This is a genomic window from Alicyclobacillus sendaiensis NBRC 100866, assembly GCF_001552675.1.
Taxonomy (GTDB): domain Bacteria; phylum Bacillota; class Bacilli; order Alicyclobacillales; family Alicyclobacillaceae; genus Alicyclobacillus; species Alicyclobacillus sendaiensis.
The window spans coordinates 21,233-38,367 of the sequence record NZ_BCRQ01000025.1; the positions used below are offsets into that span (position 1 = coordinate 21,233).

Below are 17,135 nucleotides of genomic sequence, written 5' to 3' on the forward strand. Positions count from 1 at the left end.
GACGCCGCGAGGTCAGCGCGGCGCCGTGCGTCAGGTCGATGTCGGATTCTTGATGGCCGTGAGCACCGCCTGATACGACGGGTCGAGGATGCGAATGTCCGCGGACTTCGCGAGCTCGGCCACGAGCTTCGTCTCGCTCTCCGCGTTCTGTTGCTTGATGGCTTCGATGATCTGCGAGCGAACGGCAGAAAGCGGCTGCACGTGCTTCGGCGTGATGGCCTGGCACTGAACCAACTCGTATCCGCCCTGCACCTTGATGGGCTCGCTCACCGCGCCCGCCTTGAGGGCAAAGGCCGCAGAGGCGATGGACGGGTGTTCCGCCTTCATCTCCGCCAGGCTGAACGTCCCGAGCAGCCCGCCCTTCGCGCGCGTCGCGGCGTCCGTGGACATCGATTTCGCCACGGACGCAAAGGGTGTGCCCGACTGGATCTCGGCGAGGGCCTTCTCGGCATCCGCCTTCGTCTTCACGGCAATCACGGCGATTTTGCGGGTCTCGGGCACGGTGAACATCGACACATTCTGCTTGTAGTACGATGCAATCTGCTTGTCCGTCACGTGGACCTGCGCCTCGGCCAGCTTCGCGGCGAGGATGTTGTCGCGAATTTGGCTCAGAAGCTGTGCCTTCGTCATATGGTTCTGCGCGAGGAGCGAGTTGAGCTGCGCAGCGGACGTGATGCCGTCCTGCAGCTCGATGGCGGTCAGTTGCTGGTTGATCTCCGCATTCGTCGCCGTCACGTGCTGTTTGGCGGCCGCCTGCTCAATCAAGGCGTTGGCGATGAGCTCCTCCAGCATGGCCGATCCGGCATAGGACTCCGACTGCTGCGCAAGTTCCTGCCTCGTGATCGGCGTTTTGCCCACCATCGCCACGACCGATCCGCCTCCGTGCGCCGCGTACGTGCCAAACCACACCCCGCCCACGACCAGCGCCCCTGCGGCCGCGCCGACGAATCCGGCAATCCACCGTTCCTTCTTCAAAGTCATCCTCCTTCAAGCTGTCCGCACCCTGATCCACTGCCCAGTTCAGGCAAGCCTATCACGTGGTTCCAAGTTGCGCAACACGTGTTTCTGCACTTTGCCCGTCGCGTTCACCGGCAGGGACTTCGCGATCACAATTTGCGACGGCCGCTTGGGCCTGGCGAGATGCGCTGCACAGAGCGACTCCAGCTCGGCCCGCAGAGCATCCGCGTCGACGGCATCCGGCTCTTCCGGCACCACCCATGCCACCGCCCGCTCCCCGTAGAGCGGATCCGGAAGACCCACCACGGCGGAGCGCGCCACCTTCTCGTGCGCGTTCAGGACGTCCTCAATTTCCCTCGGCGAGATTTTCTCGCCCGCCCGGTTGATCATCTCCTTCGCGCGCCCGGTGATGAACACGTAGCCATCCTCATCTACGTAGCCGAGATCGCCCGTGTAAATCCATCCGGGACCATAGCCGTAATCGGGCGCAGGCTCCATGCCCTCGTAGTGATCGATGACGTTGGCGCCGCGGATGGCAATTTCGCCGAGCTCATACGGCGCGACGGGCTGGCGCTCCGCGTCGACGATGACAAGCGACATCCCCACCGGCTTGCCAACCGATCCGGACTTCCGCACACCCGGCGGCAGCGGGTTGGTGCAGATCTGCCCCGCCGCCTCGGTCATGCCGTAGGCCTCGATCACGGGCACGCCGCAGGCCGCCTCCATGCGCGCGGCTACCGCCGGCGTGAGCGGCGCGGAGGCGGAACGCAGAAATCGGAGCGTGCCGAGCGCCTCCTTGGGTACCGGCCGCTTGGCGAGGATGGACAGAATCGTCGGCACGCAGGAGACCCAGGTGACGCCGTGCTGGCGAATGTCGTCCCAGAACAGGGAGGCGTGGAACTTGTCGCGCATGACGATCCGCCCGCCCGACACCAGCGTCGACAAAAGCACGATGACCTGGCCATTGATGTGAAAGAGCGGCAGGATGCAGTACGCGACGTCCGACGCCGTGAGTTCGTGGCTTTGCGTCACGTTCCGCACGGCCGCAAACAGGTTTCCGTGCGTCAGAAGCACGCCCTTGGGCTCGCCGGTGGTGCCAGACGTGAACATAAGGACAGCCGGATGTTGCTCGGAGAGGCTTTGCCCCGCTTCGGGCGAACGCCCAGGGGAACCTTTCCAGATTTGAACCACCTGCCCGCCCTCGGCGTCCATCTGCACAGAAGTCCCGCGGGCGAATCCCCGCTCGCGGAGCACCGCGTCCCACCGTTCACCGGCTTCGGGCGCAATCATACCGTAATCCGCCCGGTAGCGCGCGAGCGCTCGTTCCAGCTCGCCCGTCGGCATGTCGCTGTTGGCAGGCACGCAGATGGCCCCGTGCGCCAGACACGCCAGGTAGCTGACGACAAACGCGTACGAGTTCGGCAGGGCCACCATCACGCGATGCCCAGGGCGCACGCCGAGGGCGGCGAGCTGAGACCGGAGTTCCTCCACGTGTGCGCGAACCTCGCCGCACGTGTACCAGCGGCCGTCCCAGATGACGGTTCGCGACGAATCGGCGAGTGCTCGCCACAACGCGTCATTCAGCTTGGACATGTAAAACACCTCGATTCCGAGATTCGAATCCTGACAAAGCGCCTCATCCCGCCGCACTGGATGCGGTCTTGCGCGCCATGGACTTCGGCAGGCCCGCCTTTTCGCCGACGATGTATCCGACGAAAGGGATCTTTCCGATCAGGTAGGCGGCGACGCCGGAAGACACGTAGGTCAGTGCAATCCAGATGGGCAACATCGCGTACTGCACGCCGAGCGGGGCGTGAATCTGGTCCGCCAAGAGCTCGACGAAGCGAAGCGCGATGGGGTGGATGAGAAAGATGCCGAAGCTCACACCGCCAAAAAAGCGGATGACGCGGCTCGCGCGCGGCAGATAGCCCCTGGCTCGCCGGGCTTGCCAGCCGAGTCCGATGCGCCACAACAAGAGCGCCACTGTCAAGCTGTAGGGCACCATGACGGGCTGTAGGGTGTCGACTATCTGCCCACCCGTGAGGTGGAGCGCGTCGCGGTTGAGAAAGTAGACGCCGAAGAGCAAAAACCACATGCCAAGCCAAATCCCGAAGAGCGCGCGCGCGTGCGACATGGCCCAGCTCTTCAACCGCGGATAGTAGATGGCGAACATCGCGCCCGCTATGAACCAGAACTCGTACGTGAAGATGTCGCGGTCCCGATACCGCACGAGGATGCGCAGCCACGCCGGCAGCTGGTACACGTTCACGAACTGCAGCGATGCTTGATTCCAGATCATGATGCCGATCTCGACCAAAAAGGCGATGACCACGATCGTCCGGTGCCACCGCTCCGAGCGCTTGAGCCAGCGCACCATGAGCGGAAACACCACGTATAGCTGCATCGACACAAGAAGAAAATACAAGAAATACCGATTGGCGGTGGCCAGGCTCGTGAGAAATGTGTGGAGGAGATACGGTGCCGTCCACTCAAATCCCTTGAGAAACGTGCCTTGAAACAAAATATAAATGGCCGTCCACGCGATGTACGGAATGGCGATAAGCAGAAACCTTTTCTTCCAAAACGACGCAGCTGAAAACGGGCGATCGTAATAGGTGTAGAAGAGAACGAGTCCGGTGATGAACATGAACGCTTCGCGCGTGTAGTGGAACGTCATCATCAGAATACCTGAGGACACGTCCATCCACGATCCGTCCGGGGTGCGAACGTTGAAGCTGGACAGGACGTGCACGCAGATGACTCCCAAGATGATGCAGGCCCGCATCAGGTCGACCTCGTACAGATGCGGTTTCTTCGCCAGGGCCTGGCTCACCTTGACCCCCTCCTCACTTGCCTTGAACACCGCATAGCTTACGGGAACGAGCTTGAAGCTGCGTTGAAAAACATCAAAAGTTTATCAAAGGATCAATGCTACCTTAACACGCTTCCGCCATGCTTGCCAAAGGCGGATATCTCCATGGTGCGTCAAGATGGGTGCGAAGTCATCCGGGTCGAGACGAGATCGGCGAAAAACCACGATTTTAAGGGCGATTTGAGATGAAAATGACAAGATGAAGGAAAAGACATCCTAGGGGGTCGTGGCGATGAAATGGCGCTGGCAAATCGGCTTTTTGGCTTGTGCGCTCGCCGCGAGCGCACTGTGGCTGCCCGCGTCGCTCACCGCGCGAGCGGCGTCGAGTGGATCGGATGGGAGCGAAACATCGGGGCCTGCGGCCGTCGCCCCATCTGCGGACGCGAACGCCACTTCCGCGGACACCTCGCCGCCGGGAACGGGAGTGGCGCCAAACCCGCTGCGTGGATCGACCCATGGGACTGGAAGTGAAACGAGTTCGAGCGGAGAGACCCAGGCGCCGAATGCCCCCGCACAGGAGCGCGTGGTGCGGGTGCTCGTCATCGGCTCGTCCGTGGCACGCGGCTGGAAGGATCCAAATGGTGGCGGCTATCTGCATCGGACGTTTACCGCCCTTTCCTCCCTGACGCCCATCACGTATGACGTGATCGACAAGGCGGAGCCGGGCAAGGGCGTGCTCAGCATTCGCGATACGTACGTGACGTGGCTGGACACGTATCAGCCGCAGATTGTCTGCATCGCGTGGGGCGGACTGGACGACCTGTATCAACACACGCCGTTTCTCGTGTACGATGAGCAGGTTCACTGGCAAATCGAAGAAGCACTCGACCATCACGCCATGGTCATGCTGGTGACGACCCCCGTGTCCAAGGCGTCGTTCACCACGTACCGAGTGGCGCAACAAGCGCTGATGGAGAGCGAGATTCAGGTGGCGGACAGCTTCCACAACCCGAATGTGTACGTGTTCAACCTGTTCGACCAGATGAAGGCCTACCTGCGAGCTCACCACGAGAGCATTCAGCCGCTGATGCACGACAGCTGGCATCCCAACGCGAAAGGCCATGCGCTCGCGGCCGAGCTCCTGGTGAAGGATATCTTGGCGAAATTCCCCGCAACGGCGCCGGTCTTCAAGGCGGAACCGGCTTCTACGTCGCGCCATCCGGAGGGCGGATCGGCAGCTTCGTCGGGCCGTCCCGAAGGTGAGTTGGCATCCTGAAGACATTTGAAGAGAAGCGCCGGACCATCCAGATGTGCAGGCGTCGGTCGCAAACATTCGTAAGCTCATCTGCGACCACTTTTACGACTGCACGTTGGAGATCTTCCGCGGATTGAGAAACCTGTACGTGTACGTGCATGATGAGCGTTTCACGGCGTGCATCGGTGCCTACCGACCGGGGCTGGCCGCGTTTCTGCGGCAGGCCATCCACATCTACTGCGGGAGGTTCAAATCCGCACAGGGCTGAGGAACGTACACGACGGAAAACGGTATAATAAGGGACAAACGCCACAGGAAATGAGGTTCGCAGGATGGCCAATCACACGGGAAGGCGCCGTTTGACCGCGTGGCTCGGCGCGTGCGCTGTCGCCTGCGCCGTCAGCGCCTGCGGGACCAAGGCTGCCCACCAGCCGCCCACGGCGCCCGAGAGCGCGCAGTCGGCGGCGCGTCAGACAAGCCCCTATCCGCTCTTCTCTCACCCGTCCACTCAGCCGGTCGTCGCGATGGGCGTCGGCGGCTCCGTCGCCCATGGATGGGACGACAAGACGGGCGGAGGCTATCTGGCGCGGGCCTTTCAAACGTTGACCAAATCTGGTCCCATCTCGTTTCAGTTCATCAACAAGTCCATCGAGGGATACGGCCCCACGCAAATGGCGGCCAAGTACCCCACCTTTCTGCGCGAAGTCCATCCTCAGGTGGTCGTGATCTCGTGGGGCATGTTGGATGACATCGCCAACAAGACGCCGATCCCCGCGTTTGAACAGGCCGTTCAGTCCGAGATTCAACAGGCTCTCGCCGCGCACGCGGACGTGATCGTCGTGACACCGCCGCCCACCGGGGCATCGTACGGCCACGACGTCGCGTCCGAAGCGGCGCTCGTGCAAGACGAGATGCGGGTCGCCAAGCAGTTCAAAACCCCCGATGTCATCGTCGTCGACCTGTTCAACCAGATGAAGCGCTACCTCGCCGCGCACCATCAATCCATCCAGATGTACAGCGCGGACGACTGGCACCCCAACACCCTCGGTCACGAACTGGCGGGATCGCTTTTGGCGCAGGATCTGCAGGGGACGCTCGTGCCTGCCGTGGCCGCCAAGCCAAGCTCGTGACGGGCCGGCGTCTCGAGCCGCTCGTCACGCCCCATCCTCCATTCCCCACACCTCGGGAAGCGGAATGCCGTGTCGATCCGCCAGCGCGGCGAGATCGGCCCACACCTCGTCCGAGATGGGAATGCCGCGGCGGCTTCGCGCGAGTCGCTCCCGGTGCCGCCGCTCGCCCGGCACCGAGATGGGCTGTCCTTTTGCGGAAGGCGCGTCGTGAATCTCCGCAACAAGCAACGCCATTCGCTCGAGAAACGCCTCCTGGCCCACGAAGAACTCAGGATGCAGCGCCAGATAAAAGAAGCCGTTGCCTGGCGGCTTGCCGTCGTCTGCAAACATGAACCCTACGTCCCCCGCCACGTGCGCGCCGGCGAGAACGCCCGCCAGAACCTCCACCATGAGCGCGAGGGCGTATCCCTTCGCGCCGCCCATCGGCAACAGCGCCCCCGCGAGGGCGCGGTGCGGGTCGGTCGTCGGTTCGCCGTCTTCATCGACCGCTACGCCGTCGGGAAGCCGTTCACCGCGTTGCGCGCGCTCGATCACGGCGCCGCGCGAGATGGCGCTCGTCGACAGATCGATGGACAGAGGGTAGTCGAGCGGCGTGGGCGCGGCAAACGCGATGGGATTGGTGCCTATCAGGGGCTGTCGGCCGCCCGGGAGCGCAAGCGCGGGATACGTGTTGGCACAACAAAGCCCCACCATGCCGTAAAGCGTCGCCCACTCGGCGTACAGGAACAGAGCGCCGCAGTGGTTCGCGCGGCGCACCGCAACGGCCCCGAGCCCGGTTTCGCGGGCCAACTCGACCGCGTAAGCGGCGGCCTCCTTGGCACTCACGAAGCCAAGCGCGTCGTCCGCATCCAGGACGGCGGTCACCGGACCTGTTCGCTCCCAACCCAGGCGCGGGTTGGGATTGATTTTTCCACTCTTCAAACCGTAAAGATACCACGGCAGGCGCATGACGCCGTGGCTCGAGATTCCGCGGAGATCGGATTCGATGAGCGCGGTAGCGGACCAATCCGCGTCGCGCTTCGCCACACCGACGGCGGCAAAACAGGCGCGCGCAAAGGCGTGCAGCGACGCGGGCGCGACGAGCCTCTGCAACCTCTTTCCACTCCCCAACGTCTCCGCCTCACTGCTCCACCGCCTGCGCCACCAGCTTCGCGTACACCATCGCCCCTGTGGGATTGAGGTGCACGCCGTCTGGCCAGAAGTACTCTGGATGCCCGGCGCTCGCTTGGTACCAGTTCACGAGCACCACGTGCGGATACGAGGCAGCCACCTGGGCCAGCGTCTGGTTGACCGCGTTTTGCCACGGCCGAGGTACGCGCGTGTTGACCAAGATGATCTTTTTCACCGGCCCGAGCGATTGGAGGACGGAGACCAGTTGTTGTTTGCTGAAGGGCCCGTTGGTGCCGAGTTCGAGGATGACGATGTGGCCCAATTCTCCTTTCGCCTTCAGGGCCTGAACCACCTGCGGCGCCTGGTACATCTGGCGGCCCATCTGACCGTCGCATACGATACCCGGCAGGAGTTTCTCCAGGTCGGCCTCCACGTCAATCATGACCGAGTCGCCAATCGCCGTCACGCCCACGCCCGAGGCCTTTTTCGGCTTCGGATCCGCGATGGTCCGCACGTCCGCGGTGCGCGGCGGGCTTGACGCCGAGGCTGGATGAGGCCCGGTTGGCGAATCCTTCGCAGTCTCCTCACCGCCCTGAGCCGCATGCGCCTCCGGCGCCGAGGGCTTGTCGCCGGATTCGCCCGCCGTCACGGGCTTCGCATGCACCTTGCCCAGCGACGCCACTACCGGATACGCCGTCATCCCCGCGCAGAACAGGATGGCAATCCCGGCCACGGCGCCAGTGCCGTACATCACGCGGCGCCGCCGGCTGCGAACGCGCCGCGTGCGGTACACCTCTCGAACAGCGCTGCTTTCTGCACGATGGCGCTTGCCGAGGCGCCGGATGGGCTCTTCCACCACCCGCCAGGAAAGCGCCGCAATCGCGATGGCGAGCGCCACCTGCCACGCCGCGCGCAGCGGGCTGAAGTCGTTCGCGTCGATGAGCGGCGTCGTCAGAGCGATGATAGGAAAATGCCAGAGGTAGATGCCGTAGGAGCGGACGCCCAGCCACCGCCAGGGCTGCGAGCCAAACGCGCGGCCGAGCAGGGTGCTCGGATGTGCCAAACACGCCACCAGGCCTACCGTCGCAATGGAGAGAATCACCAGACCGCCGCGGTACAAGAACGGCTCGTACTCGTTCGTCTGCCAGATCATCCACAAGATCACGAAGAGGCTCCCGAGGCCGACGAGATCGAGCAAGAGGCGGCGGCGAGGCGCGAGCGGCCGACTAAAGCCGGCAGACGGCCACACGAAGGCGAGCATGGCGCCGATCAGCAATCCGAACGCGCGCGTGTCCGTGCCGTCGTAGACGCGCGTCGGATCCATGCCCGGTTGGTACAACGCGGCCATCCACACAGCCGAGCCGAGCGCGAGCGCGCCTGTGAAGGCGAGGATGCGCCCGCGCCGCCTCAGGACCTTCAGGGCAAACAGGAGGATGAGCGGCCAGAGGAGGTAAAACTGCTCCTCCACCGCGAGCGACCAGAGGTGGCCGAGCGGCGTCTGTCGGCCAAAGCTCTGAAAATAGGAGACCTTGTGAAAGATGAACCACCAGTTGCTCACATAGAAGAACGACGCGACGGCGTCCTGAAAGAACTGCGTGAATTGCGCCCGATCCGCCAGATACACCCAGATCATGACGGCGATGAGCATCACCACGAGCGCAGGCAACAGCCGCCTCGCGCGCCGCAGCCAAAACTGCTTGAAGTCGATTTTGCCGGTGTCCCGCCACTCCGACACGAGCAAATCCGTGATCAGGTAGCCGGAGAGCACGAAGAACACCTGAACGCCGAGCAGGCCTCCGGGAGCTCCATTCCAATTCACGTGATACGCGATCACGGCGAGCACCGCAAGCGCTCGCAATCCGTCCAATCCTGGCATGTACCGGCCATGCCCGCCCATCGGCTTTGGCATTGTCTGTGATTCCTCCCGTCGGCGCAATCCGTGTCGAAATTCCCCGTTTCGATTATATCTAGGTGACGATAGAACTGGGCGTTGTGTTTCATGGAAATTCGCCAATGCGGATGCGCCGGGAGAAAGCGACGGGATCGACGAGATTCGATACGAGGGAGGATCAACCCTTGGGCCGGAAGAACACCGCTGTCAGGAAGGCGAACACAATGGCGGCAGAAATCCCGGCACTCGTGAGCTCGAAGATCCCGGTGATGACGCCGACAAGCCCATGGACTTTGCCCTCGGCGATGGCGCCCTGTGCGAGCGCGTTGCCAAACGACGTGATGGGCACGGTGGCACCTGCTCCGGCGAAGCGCACGATGGGATCGTAGAGGCCGAGGCCGCCGAGCACCGCGCCCACCACCACGAGGATGGAAACCACCTGCGCGGGCTGCAGGCGAAAGACATCCATGAGCACCTGGCCGATGAGGCAGATGGCGCCGCCCACGAGAAAGGCCCACAGGTAGATCACGTCGCACGCCCCCCTGTTTGGCACGCTGCCTCGGGCCACTCGATGGCGACGGCATGGGCGATGCAAGGGATCGTCTCCTTCTGTTGATACGAGATGGGCGACAAGAGCGCCCCGGTCGCCACCACCAGCACGCGGCGCAGCTCGCCTTGCCGGAGTCTGCGCTGCACGTGGCCGTACGCGACGGACGCGGAGCACCCGCACCCGCTGCCTCCTGCCAGCACCTCGGGGAGATCGCCATAGATGAGCACGCCGGCGTCGGCGTAGCGGTCCTGCGGAATGTCCACGCGATGCTCCACCATGAGATCGCGGAGGATGCGGGAGCCCACGCGGCCGAGATCGCCCGTGAGGACGAGATCGTAATAGTCGTGCGGCAAGTCGAAGTCCCGGAAGTGACTCACGAGGGTGTCGAGCGCGGCGGGAGCCATGGCGGCGCCCATGTTGAAGGGGTCCGAGAGCCCCATGTCCACCACGCGGCCGATGGTAGCCCGCGTGACGACGGGGTGTTCGCCCTTGCCGTCGTTTGGGGCTACAACGGCCGCGGCCCCTGCGGTCACCGTCCACTGCGCGGTGGGGGGCTTTTGCGCGCCGTACTCGGTCGGATACCGGTAGTGCTTCTCCACCGCCGCGTTGTGACTGACCGTCGCGGCGAGCGCGTAGCGCGCGGCTCGCGCGTTCACCAGGAGCGACGCGAGCGCGAGGCCCTCCATCGACGTGGAGCACGCCCCAAAGATGCCGAGATACGGCACGGCGAGCGTCCGCGCCGCAAACGAGGAGGAGATGATCTGATTCATCAGATCCCCAGCGATGAGAAACGAGATGGCCTCCTTCGTCAGGCCCGCCTTCTCGATGGCCTTCTGGCACGCCTCGTCCAGCAGCGTGCGCTCGGCCTGCTCCCAGCTCTTCTGTTCCATTCGGATGTCGGCGTGGAGCAGATCGAAGTCGTCGGCGAGCGGCCCCTTCGCCTCCATCGGCCCTCCGATGGCCGCCGTCGACAGAATCATCGGTCGATGCTCAAACACCCAGCTCTGATGTCCCCTGAGCATGCGCTACCTCCCCGGCGCGACGAGCGTGTGAAGGAGTCCGATGAAAAAGGCCGCCACGACGCCCCAGACGATCACGGCCCCGGCGAGCTTGAACATGTTCGCCCCCACGCCGAGCACCCATCCCTCGGTCTTCGACTCGAGAGCGGCCGAGGCCATCGCGTTGGCAAACCCCGTCACCGGAATCGCCGTGCCCGCGCCCGTGAACCGCGCGATCTTGTCAAACACGCCGAGCCCCGTGAGCAGACAGCTGATCGCAATGAGCACCGCGACCGTCGGGTTGCCGGCGTCCTTGCGGCTAAAGCCGCACACGTACACGAAGAAGTCGCTCACCGCCTGGCCCAAGACGCAGACCAGTCCGCCTGCGACAAACGCGATGGCGAAGTTTCTCGCCATGGGGCGGGCCGGCTCGCGCGCGGACGCGAACGCCTGATACGCCTGCATCACGGGCGTCGCCTTCTTCAGCTGTGCCTTTGGCATCTCGCGTTCCCTCCTAGCGCCGCAAGTACGGCTCCGTCTCCTTCACCACGCGCTCCATTTGCTTCGCCATGGCGGCGTATTCCCGCTTGGCCCCCTCATCCTCCGTGCCGAGCGCGTACAGCTCGAGATCCGCCTGCGCCTTCTTCAGCAGGATGTGTGTGAGTTCGCGCGCCTTCGGCTCGGGCACCTGGATGCGATCGTCATACAGGTCCACGAACAGCTCGCCCGCCGCGTTCACCTGCGCGAGGTACACGTTCTCGAGAGCCACGCCGAGCTTCTCGAGCTCGGCCTTGAGCCAGCCCCGGTTGAATCCGATGGTGGCGAGCCCTTCGTCCATGATCTTCCCATCCATGATCACGACCTGCGGCTGGGCCTCGGCCGGCACCTTGAGCCCGAGGCGCTTCGGCGTGACCGGCTCCGCCTCGGGCTTCAGCATGACGTTGACCGAGCCGTTGGACTCCATGATGGCAAATTCCACGTCGGCCACCTGGAACACGTTCTTGGCCCGCAGGTGCTCCAGCAGTTCGTCGGTTGACATGCGCTCTTTGCGCAGGTTGTCCTCGAGAATTTTTCCGTTCTGGATAAGAACCCGCGCCTTGCCCTCGAGGATATCGCGCGCCTTCTTGCTCTTGAGTGCGATGAAGCTCAACAGGATGGGTAGCGCCGTGTACACCGCCATGGGCAACAGCCCGTGGTACAAGGGCGCCTGAAGCTGATCCGGGATGATGGCCGCCATGTCGCCAATGGCGATCCCGACGATGTACTCAAAGAAGGTGATCTGCGACAGTTGGCGCTTGCCAATGAGCTTCGCGAACAGAAACATCGCGGCGAACGCGATGAGCGACCGGATGATGATGGTCAGCCATTCCGCCACCCGCTCACCTCCACTGGCGAGAAGCGAGCCAGGGAGCGTGCTCCCTGGCGCCATCCGGGATTAGAAGCCCTTGTACTGAGGCTCCTCTTGCTCCATTTGTGCGACCCGAGTCTGAAGCTGCTGCACCAGCTGCTGTGTCTGCTGCGCCGCCTGCGTGTACAGCTGCTTCGCCTTTTCATTGTCGGTCGCGAGGGCAAACGATTCGAGGTTCGCCTGCGCGCTCTTGAGGTTCGCGAGCGTCGTCTTCACCTGCTGCGCGATGGTCATACGATTCACCCCCCCATCTGGACCGTAATGTCTCCGAACCTAGCCCACGCGTATGCATCGATCCGCCTGGAAATCGAGGGAAGGCGCACGATGTGGATGTTTGCATCTTTTTATGTCTTTTGTTTGTTTTGTTTTGCTATCATGGGGATACGCCCGATTCACGGCGCACTCGCCCGTGCAGCGCCACTGCGAAAGCGTTACACTGGAGACGACGTCTGCCGCAGAGACTCGCGGCTTTTGATCTCGTCGCCATCCTGGAGGACTGTCCCATGAAAGTGAGCCTGTTTGTCACCTGCATCGTCGACGCCGTCTTCCCGCGCGTCGGCATCGCTGCCACGCGCCTCCTCGAGGCGAGCGGCTGCGAGGTCGATTTTCCCATCGGGCAGACCTGCTGCGGCCAGCCCGCCTTTAACAGCGGCTACGCGGACGAGGCTCGCCGCGTCGCGCGCACGCTGCTCGACGCGTTTGCCGACGCCGACGCCGTCGTGAGCCCGTCGGGATCGTGCGTCGGCATGATTCACCACTATTACCCGAGCCTCTTCGCGGACGATCCGGCCCTCGCCGAGGAAGCCAAGCGGTTGGCGGAGAAGACCTATGAACTCTCCCAATTTCTCGTCAGCCGCCTGGGCAAGGTGGACTTCGGCGGCCGCTTCCCGCACCGCGTCACGTTTCATCCTTCCTGCCACGGCTCCCGCCTCCTCGGCGTGCGCGAGGAACCGCTTGAACTTCTGCGCCACGTGCGGGATCTCGAGCTCGTCGATCTGCCCTACGCCCGGGACTGCTGTGGCTTCGGCGGCACCTTTTCCGTCAAGATGAGCGACATTTCAAGCGCCATGGCGCAGGAAAAGGCGGACAACGTCGTCGCGTCGGGCGCCGAGGTCCTCGTCTCCACCGACATGGGCTGCCTCATGAACATCGGCGGCACCCTCTCCCGCCGCGGCGCCCAAATCCGCGTGATGCACCTCGCCGAGCTTCTCGCGGAAGCCGCAGGCCTCACCGAGGAGGTGACCGCATGAACGCGCGCTCGTCCGTGCTTGACCGCGCAAAGTCGGCCCTACAGGACGACTTTTTGCGCGGCGCCGTCCACTTCACCACCGACAGGCTCCGCAACCGCAAGCAGGCCGTGACCGAGGACTTCGGCCACTGGGAGGCCTGGCGAGATCGCGGCGAGGCCATCCGGCGGCACACCATCGAGCACCTCGACTTCTATCTCGGGCAGTTCGCCGACAACCTTGAGCGCCTCGGCGCCCACGTCCACTTCTGCGCCGATGCAAGCGAAGCGCTCGCTGCCGTGACGGACATCGTCCGCGCCAAGGCCGCGAAACGTGTGGTCAAGTCGAAGTCGATGGTCACCGAGGAGATCCATCTCAACCACCACCTCGAGGAGCTCGGCGTCCAGGTGGTGGAGACCGATCTCGGCGAGTACATCGTCCAACTCGCCGGCGAAACGCCGTCCCACATCATCATCCCGGCCATTCACAAGACCCGCGAGCAGATCAAGGCACTCTTCGAAGCGGACGGCGGCCAAAACCTCACCACCGAGACGCGCGATCTCGTCGCGTTCGCCCGCCGCCGCCTGCGCGAGATGTACCTCACGGCCGACATCGGCATCACCGGCTGCAACTTCGCCATCGCCGAGACCGGCTCCATGGCCCTGTTCACCAACGAGGGCAACGCCGATCTCGTCGCCAACCTGCCGAAGACCCACATCGTGTTCATGGGCATGGAGCGCATTCTGCCTACCCTCGCCGATCTCGAGGTCTTCGCCCACCTGCTGCCCAAAAGCGCGACCGGCCAGAACACCATCACCTACCTGTCCCTCATCACCGGGCCGCGCCGGGCAGGCGATGGCGACGGCCCGGAAGAGATGCACGTCATCATCCTCGACAACGGCCGATCTCGCCAACTCGGCGATCCCGACTTCCAGGCGGTGCTCCACTGCATCCGCTGCGGGGCGTGCCTGAACGTCTGCCCCGTGTACCGCCAGATTGGCGGGCACGCGTACGGTTCGGTCTATCCCGGGCCCATCGGCGCCGTGCTGTCGCCGCTCCTCGAGGGAGGCGAAGCGTATCAGGACCTCCCGTACGCCTCGAGCCTCTGCGGCGCGTGCTACGAGGCGTGTCCCGTGAAGATCCCGCTTCACGACATGCTCGTCAAAGAGCGGCAACGCTACGTCGCGAAAACCGGCGGCAAGACCGGCGAAAAGGCGGCCTTCGCCACCTACCGCGTCGCTTTCTCGGATCACCGGCGCTATCTCAGCGCCATTCGCGTGGCAAGACGCCTCCAGGGCGGATTTGCGAAAGACGGCGTCATTCGAGCCAAGATCGGCCCGCTCGCCGGTTGGACGGATCGCCGGGATTTTCCCGCACTGGGCCAGCAGACGTTTCGCGAGTGGTGGATGGCGAGAAAGCGGGGGACGAGGCGTGGATAAGGCAGCGTTTTTGTCCAATATTGCGGCGAGGCTCGGCCGCGCGCCGGGATCGGCACCTGCCGCCCGCGACGCCATTGGAGTGCCGGATTTTTGGGCGGATTGCCAGACGAGCCACGAGGAGCGCGTGGCGACCTTCTGCGCGCGCTTCGAAGCGTTGGCAGGCGAAGTGATCCGATGCGAGGATGAAGCGAGGCTTCACGCGGTACTCGACGAGACGCTGCAGGCCGTGCGGCCGCGCGCTGTCGGGGCGTGGGGCAAGGATGCCCCATGGCCAGTGAACGTGGAGGAGATTCTGGCGAAATGGGGAGCCCGGCGGTTTGGCGAGCAGTCGGTGCTCGACATTGATGTGGGAATCACGGGTGCCACATGCGGGATTGCCGACACGGGGACCCTCGTCATCGCCACAGGAGGTGCCGCGGGGCGGACCGTGCACCAGGTTCCGCTCGTGCACCTCGTGGTGATGCGCGAGAGCCAGGTGGTGCAGAGCCTCGGCGATGCCATACCGCACGTGCGCCTTGCCGCCCCCGGCGAGCTGGCGCCCTTTGTGCACTTCATCAGCGGACCGAGCCGCTCTTCGGATATTGAAAACGATCAAACCATCGGCGTGCACGGCCCCGCCCGGGTGATCTGTTTATTGCTGCAGGACGGCGCAGGCGGCGCGTGATGGCCCCTCCACACGCCGCCGAACTGAAGCGCCACGTAAAAAGGGCGTCCCTGTTTGTACGGGACGCCTCTTCATCACTCTTTTTCCGCCTTCACCACATTCACGCCGACCTCTCGAAATCGTTGCAGTTCGGCATCTGGCGTTTCTGCGTCCGTGATCAGCACGTCGATCTCGTCCACATCTCCCACCTTCGTGAAATCGCGCACCTGAATCTTGCTGTGGTCAGCGAGCAGAATCAGCGTGTCCGCAATCTCAACCATTTTGCGCTTCACGCGCGCCTGAAGCGCGTTGGACTCAGTGAAGCCGTGATCGACGTGCACCCCTTTGCAGGACAAAAACGCCTTGTTCACGTGGAACCGCTCAATAGCTTCCTCCGCCATCGGCCCGACATACGAAAGCGAGCTCGCACGGAGAATTCCACCTGTGGAAATCACCTCGATTTTGTCTTTCGAAGCGAGTTCCAGCGCGATTTTCAGTGAATTCGTGAGAACGGTGAGCGGCATGTTCGGCAGCGCGTTGGCCACATGCAAGGCCGTGCTGCTCGCGTCGAGAATGAGACTGTCGGAGGGCTCCATGTACGCCACTGCCGCTCGCGCAATGGCCAATTTCTCCGGCACATGCTCGGACTCGCGCACCAGATACGACGTCTCCGCTGGGGTGTCATCGTCAATACGAACTGCGCCGCCGTGGCTGCGGCGCAGTTTGCCCTCCATCTCGAGAATGTGCAGATCCCGGCGCACAGTCTCCTCGGTCACCGAGAACATGCGGCTGAGCTCTTTGACGCGGATACTACCGCGTTCGTTCAGGTATTGTAGAATCGCTCGCTGTCGTTCTGCTGGGAGCATTGGCAAAGGTCACTTCCTCGCATGAATCACGAAGCGAATCGTAACAGGTTCTCGCATCGGCTCCATACACCATTAATAATTAATAATTAGTGCTCTTGATGTTCGCCTTCGTGAAGATGGTGGGATTGCCGAGCAAAACAACCCTGTTTTGGACCTTGAACGTGCCCAAAGCGCACTGGATCCTTTTGCGCCTGGCCGGGCGGACGCGGCGCGCCGACGCGCGCGTCGCGCGATGCAAAAAACCCCGCCGCAAGGGCGGGGCCAGGGTGTCCTAGGGTCAGTGCTCGATGTGCGCTTCCAAAAACCAAAGGTCTTGGTCCAACTGCCTCGAGATCTCGGTGAACAGATCTGCGGTGTCCGGATCTTGGTCTTCCGACTCCTCGATGAACTTGCGCGCCTCATTCGCCACGACGGCCCAGCGGTCGGCGAGCGCCTTCAGCACCTCGACGTCCTTCGTGACGGACAGGTCCCACTTCGGCAGCTTGGTCTCGGCCGCGAGATCCTGAATCGGCAGGCCCGCCACACCGCCGAGCGCAGTCGCCCGCTCCGCGACGTCGTCGATGGCTTCGACGAGATGCGCGGCGAGATCGTCCAGCATTTCGTGATACGCGATGAAATGCGGCCCCCGGACGTTCCAGTGCGCGAGCTTCGTCTGGTTCCAGAGATCCGTGAGGTGTACGACGTGCGTGTTGAGAAGCTCAATCATCCGCTTTTTGACGTCGTCAGCGAGATCGATGCGCGTATGCTTCAACTGGGAGACATTCGTAGCCATAGGACACCTCCATTGGCGTAGGCTTGGGTCCAGTATACCCAATCCTGTCCAAGAACCCAAATCTCGAGTCAGCGCTCG

Annotated in this window: 17 protein-coding genes and 1 pseudogene; 6 read left to right on the forward strand and 12 right to left on the reverse strand. The window is 63.4% G+C overall.

The features are described 5' to 3' along the window. Window positions 1–30: 30 nt before the first annotated feature. The 3 genes from AS26_RS06720 to AS26_RS06730 are packed head-to-tail and all read right to left on the reverse strand — an operon-like array spanning window position 31 to window position 3,790. Entirely contained in the window at window positions 31–981 is a 951-nt protein-coding gene (locus tag AS26_RS06720) for a peptidyl-prolyl cis-trans isomerase (RefSeq protein WP_245629654.1), read from the reverse strand. A gap of 39 nt (window positions 982–1,020) precedes the next feature. Further along, complete coding sequence (locus AS26_RS06725; RefSeq protein WP_062307613.1) at window positions 1,021–2,550, reverse strand: AMP-binding protein; 1,530 nt, start codon at window positions 2,548–2,550, stop codon at window positions 1,021–1,023. Between the two features lie 43 nt (window positions 2,551–2,593). Further along, on the reverse strand, window positions 2,594–3,790 hold the full coding sequence (locus AS26_RS06730; RefSeq protein WP_062307577.1) for an acyltransferase: 1,197 nt from the start codon (window positions 3,788–3,790) through the stop codon (window positions 2,594–2,596). 271 nt (window positions 3,791–4,061) lie between these two features. Between AS26_RS06730 and AS26_RS06735 the strand changes: the two genes are divergently transcribed. The 3 genes and pseudogenes from AS26_RS06735 to AS26_RS06745 all read left to right on the forward strand — a co-directional run bounded on the left by AS26_RS06735 (window position 4,062) and on the right by AS26_RS06745 (window position 6,154). After that, window positions 4,062–5,045 (forward strand): SGNH/GDSL hydrolase family protein, encoded by a 984-nt coding sequence (locus AS26_RS06735; RefSeq protein WP_062307579.1) that lies wholly within the window; start codon window positions 4,062–4,064, stop codon window positions 5,043–5,045. A 25-nt stretch (window positions 5,046–5,070) separates the two neighbouring features. After that, window positions 5,071–5,292 (forward strand): annotated as a pseudogene (locus tag AS26_RS06740) (TipAS antibiotic-recognition domain-containing protein); the annotation flags it as partial. Between the two features lie 64 nt (window positions 5,293–5,356). Then, on the forward strand, window positions 5,357–6,154 hold the full coding sequence (locus AS26_RS06745) for an SGNH/GDSL hydrolase family protein (RefSeq protein ID WP_062307584.1): 798 nt from the start codon (window positions 5,357–5,359) through the stop codon (window positions 6,152–6,154). A gap of 24 nt (window positions 6,155–6,178) precedes the next feature. On the opposite strand, the gene AS26_RS06750 is transcribed toward AS26_RS06745, so the two are convergent. The 7 genes from AS26_RS06750 to AS26_RS06780 all read right to left on the reverse strand — a co-directional run bounded on the left by AS26_RS06750 (window position 6,179) and on the right by AS26_RS06780 (window position 12,345). Beyond that, the gene (locus tag AS26_RS06750; RefSeq protein ID WP_062307586.1) at window positions 6,179–7,246 is read right to left on the reverse strand and encodes an Ldh family oxidoreductase; all 1,068 of its coding nucleotides are present in this window, start codon (window positions 7,244–7,246) and stop codon (window positions 6,179–6,181) included. 28 nt (window positions 7,247–7,274) lie between these two features. Then, on the reverse strand, window positions 7,275–9,173 hold the full coding sequence (locus AS26_RS06755) for an acyltransferase family protein (protein ID WP_062307587.1): 1,899 nt from the start codon (window positions 9,171–9,173) through the stop codon (window positions 7,275–7,277). A gap of 160 nt (window positions 9,174–9,333) precedes the next feature. After that, the gene (gene spoVAE / locus AS26_RS06760) at window positions 9,334–9,684 is read right to left on the reverse strand and encodes a stage V sporulation protein AE (RefSeq protein ID WP_062307591.1); all 351 of its coding nucleotides are present in this window, start codon (window positions 9,682–9,684) and stop codon (window positions 9,334–9,336) included. Further along, window positions 9,681–10,727: a stage V sporulation protein AD gene (spoVAD, locus tag AS26_RS06765; RefSeq protein WP_062307592.1), complete on the reverse strand. Its 1,047-nt coding sequence runs from the start codon at window positions 10,725–10,727 to the stop codon at window positions 9,681–9,683. The genes spoVAE and spoVAD overlap by 4 nt, the downstream gene beginning before the upstream one ends. A gap of 3 nt (window positions 10,728–10,730) precedes the next feature. Then, entirely contained in the window at window positions 10,731–11,204 is a 474-nt protein-coding gene (spoVAC, locus tag AS26_RS06770) for a stage V sporulation protein AC (RefSeq protein ID WP_062307595.1), read from the reverse strand. 13 nt (window positions 11,205–11,217) lie between these two features. Then, window positions 11,218–12,078, reverse strand: a complete 861-nt coding sequence (locus tag AS26_RS06775) for a DUF421 domain-containing protein (RefSeq protein WP_062307597.1) — start codon at window positions 12,076–12,078, stop codon at window positions 11,218–11,220. Window positions 12,079–12,138: 60 nt separating this feature from the next. Continuing rightward, window positions 12,139–12,345 (reverse strand): DUF1657 domain-containing protein, encoded by a 207-nt coding sequence (locus AS26_RS06780; RefSeq protein WP_062307599.1) that lies wholly within the window; start codon window positions 12,343–12,345, stop codon window positions 12,139–12,141. 269 nt (window positions 12,346–12,614) lie between these two features. Here AS26_RS06780 and AS26_RS06785 point away from each other — a divergent pair, with 269 nt between their 5' ends. The 3 genes from AS26_RS06785 to AS26_RS06795 are packed head-to-tail and all read left to right on the forward strand — an operon-like array spanning window position 12,615 to window position 15,440. Further along, entirely contained in the window at window positions 12,615–13,361 is a 747-nt protein-coding gene (locus AS26_RS06785; RefSeq protein WP_062307601.1) for a (Fe-S)-binding protein, read from the forward strand. After that, window positions 13,358–14,776, forward strand: a complete 1,419-nt coding sequence (locus AS26_RS06790; RefSeq protein ID WP_062307604.1) for a LutB/LldF family L-lactate oxidation iron-sulfur protein — start codon at window positions 13,358–13,360, stop codon at window positions 14,774–14,776. The genes AS26_RS06785 and AS26_RS06790 overlap by 4 nt, the downstream gene beginning before the upstream one ends. Continuing rightward, window positions 14,769–15,440, forward strand: coding sequence for a LutC/YkgG family protein (locus AS26_RS06795; protein ID WP_062307606.1), 672 nt, complete (start codon window positions 14,769–14,771; stop codon window positions 15,438–15,440). Before AS26_RS06790 ends, AS26_RS06795 begins: the two co-directional genes overlap by 8 nt. Window positions 15,441–15,514: 74 nt before the next feature. On the opposite strand, the gene AS26_RS06800 is transcribed toward AS26_RS06795, so the two are convergent. Both AS26_RS06800 and dps read right to left on the reverse strand, forming a co-directional pair. Further along, a complete protein-coding gene (locus AS26_RS06800; protein WP_062307609.1) occupies window positions 15,515–16,285 on the reverse strand; it encodes a DeoR/GlpR family DNA-binding transcription regulator in 771 nt (256 codons plus the stop codon). A 277-nt stretch (window positions 16,286–16,562) separates the two neighbouring features. After that, window positions 16,563–17,057, reverse strand: coding sequence for a DNA starvation/stationary phase protection protein Dps (gene dps, locus AS26_RS06805; protein WP_062307610.1), 495 nt, complete (start codon window positions 17,055–17,057; stop codon window positions 16,563–16,565). Window positions 17,058–17,135: the final 78 nt, after the last annotated feature.

Coding starts and splice junctions, on each gene's coding strand:
- spoVAC (WP_062307595.1), bottom strand. CDS start 11,204: ATGCCAAAGGCACAGCTGAAGAAGGCGACGCCCGTGATGCAGGCGTAT.
- AS26_RS06755 (WP_062307587.1), bottom strand. CDS start 9,173: ATGCCAAAGCCGATGGGCGGGCATGGCCGGTACATGCCAGGATTGGAC.
- AS26_RS06785 (WP_062307601.1), top strand. CDS start 12,615: ATGAAAGTGAGCCTGTTTGTCACCTGCATCGTCGACGCCGTCTTCCCG.
- AS26_RS06720 (WP_245629654.1), bottom strand. CDS start 981: ATGACTTTGAAGAAGGAACGGTGGATTGCCGGATTCGTCGGCGCGGCC.
- spoVAD (WP_062307592.1), bottom strand. CDS start 10,727: ATGCTCAGGGGACATCAGAGCTGGGTGTTTGAGCATCGACCGATGATT.
- AS26_RS06800 (WP_062307609.1), bottom strand. CDS start 16,285: ATGCTCCCAGCAGAACGACAGCGAGCGATTCTACAATACCTGAACGAA.
- AS26_RS06735 (WP_062307579.1), top strand. CDS start 4,062: ATGAAATGGCGCTGGCAAATCGGCTTTTTGGCTTGTGCGCTCGCCGCG.
- dps (WP_062307610.1), bottom strand. CDS start 17,057: ATGGCTACGAATGTCTCCCAGTTGAAGCATACGCGCATCGATCTCGCT.
- AS26_RS06725 (WP_062307613.1), bottom strand. CDS start 2,550: ATGTCCAAGCTGAATGACGCGTTGTGGCGAGCACTCGCCGATTCGTCG.
- AS26_RS06790 (WP_062307604.1), top strand. CDS start 13,358: ATGAACGCGCGCTCGTCCGTGCTTGACCGCGCAAAGTCGGCCCTACAG.
- AS26_RS06745 (WP_062307584.1), top strand. CDS start 5,357: ATGGCCAATCACACGGGAAGGCGCCGTTTGACCGCGTGGCTCGGCGCG.
- AS26_RS06780 (WP_062307599.1), bottom strand. CDS start 12,345: ATGACCATCGCGCAGCAGGTGAAGACGACGCTCGCGAACCTCAAGAGC.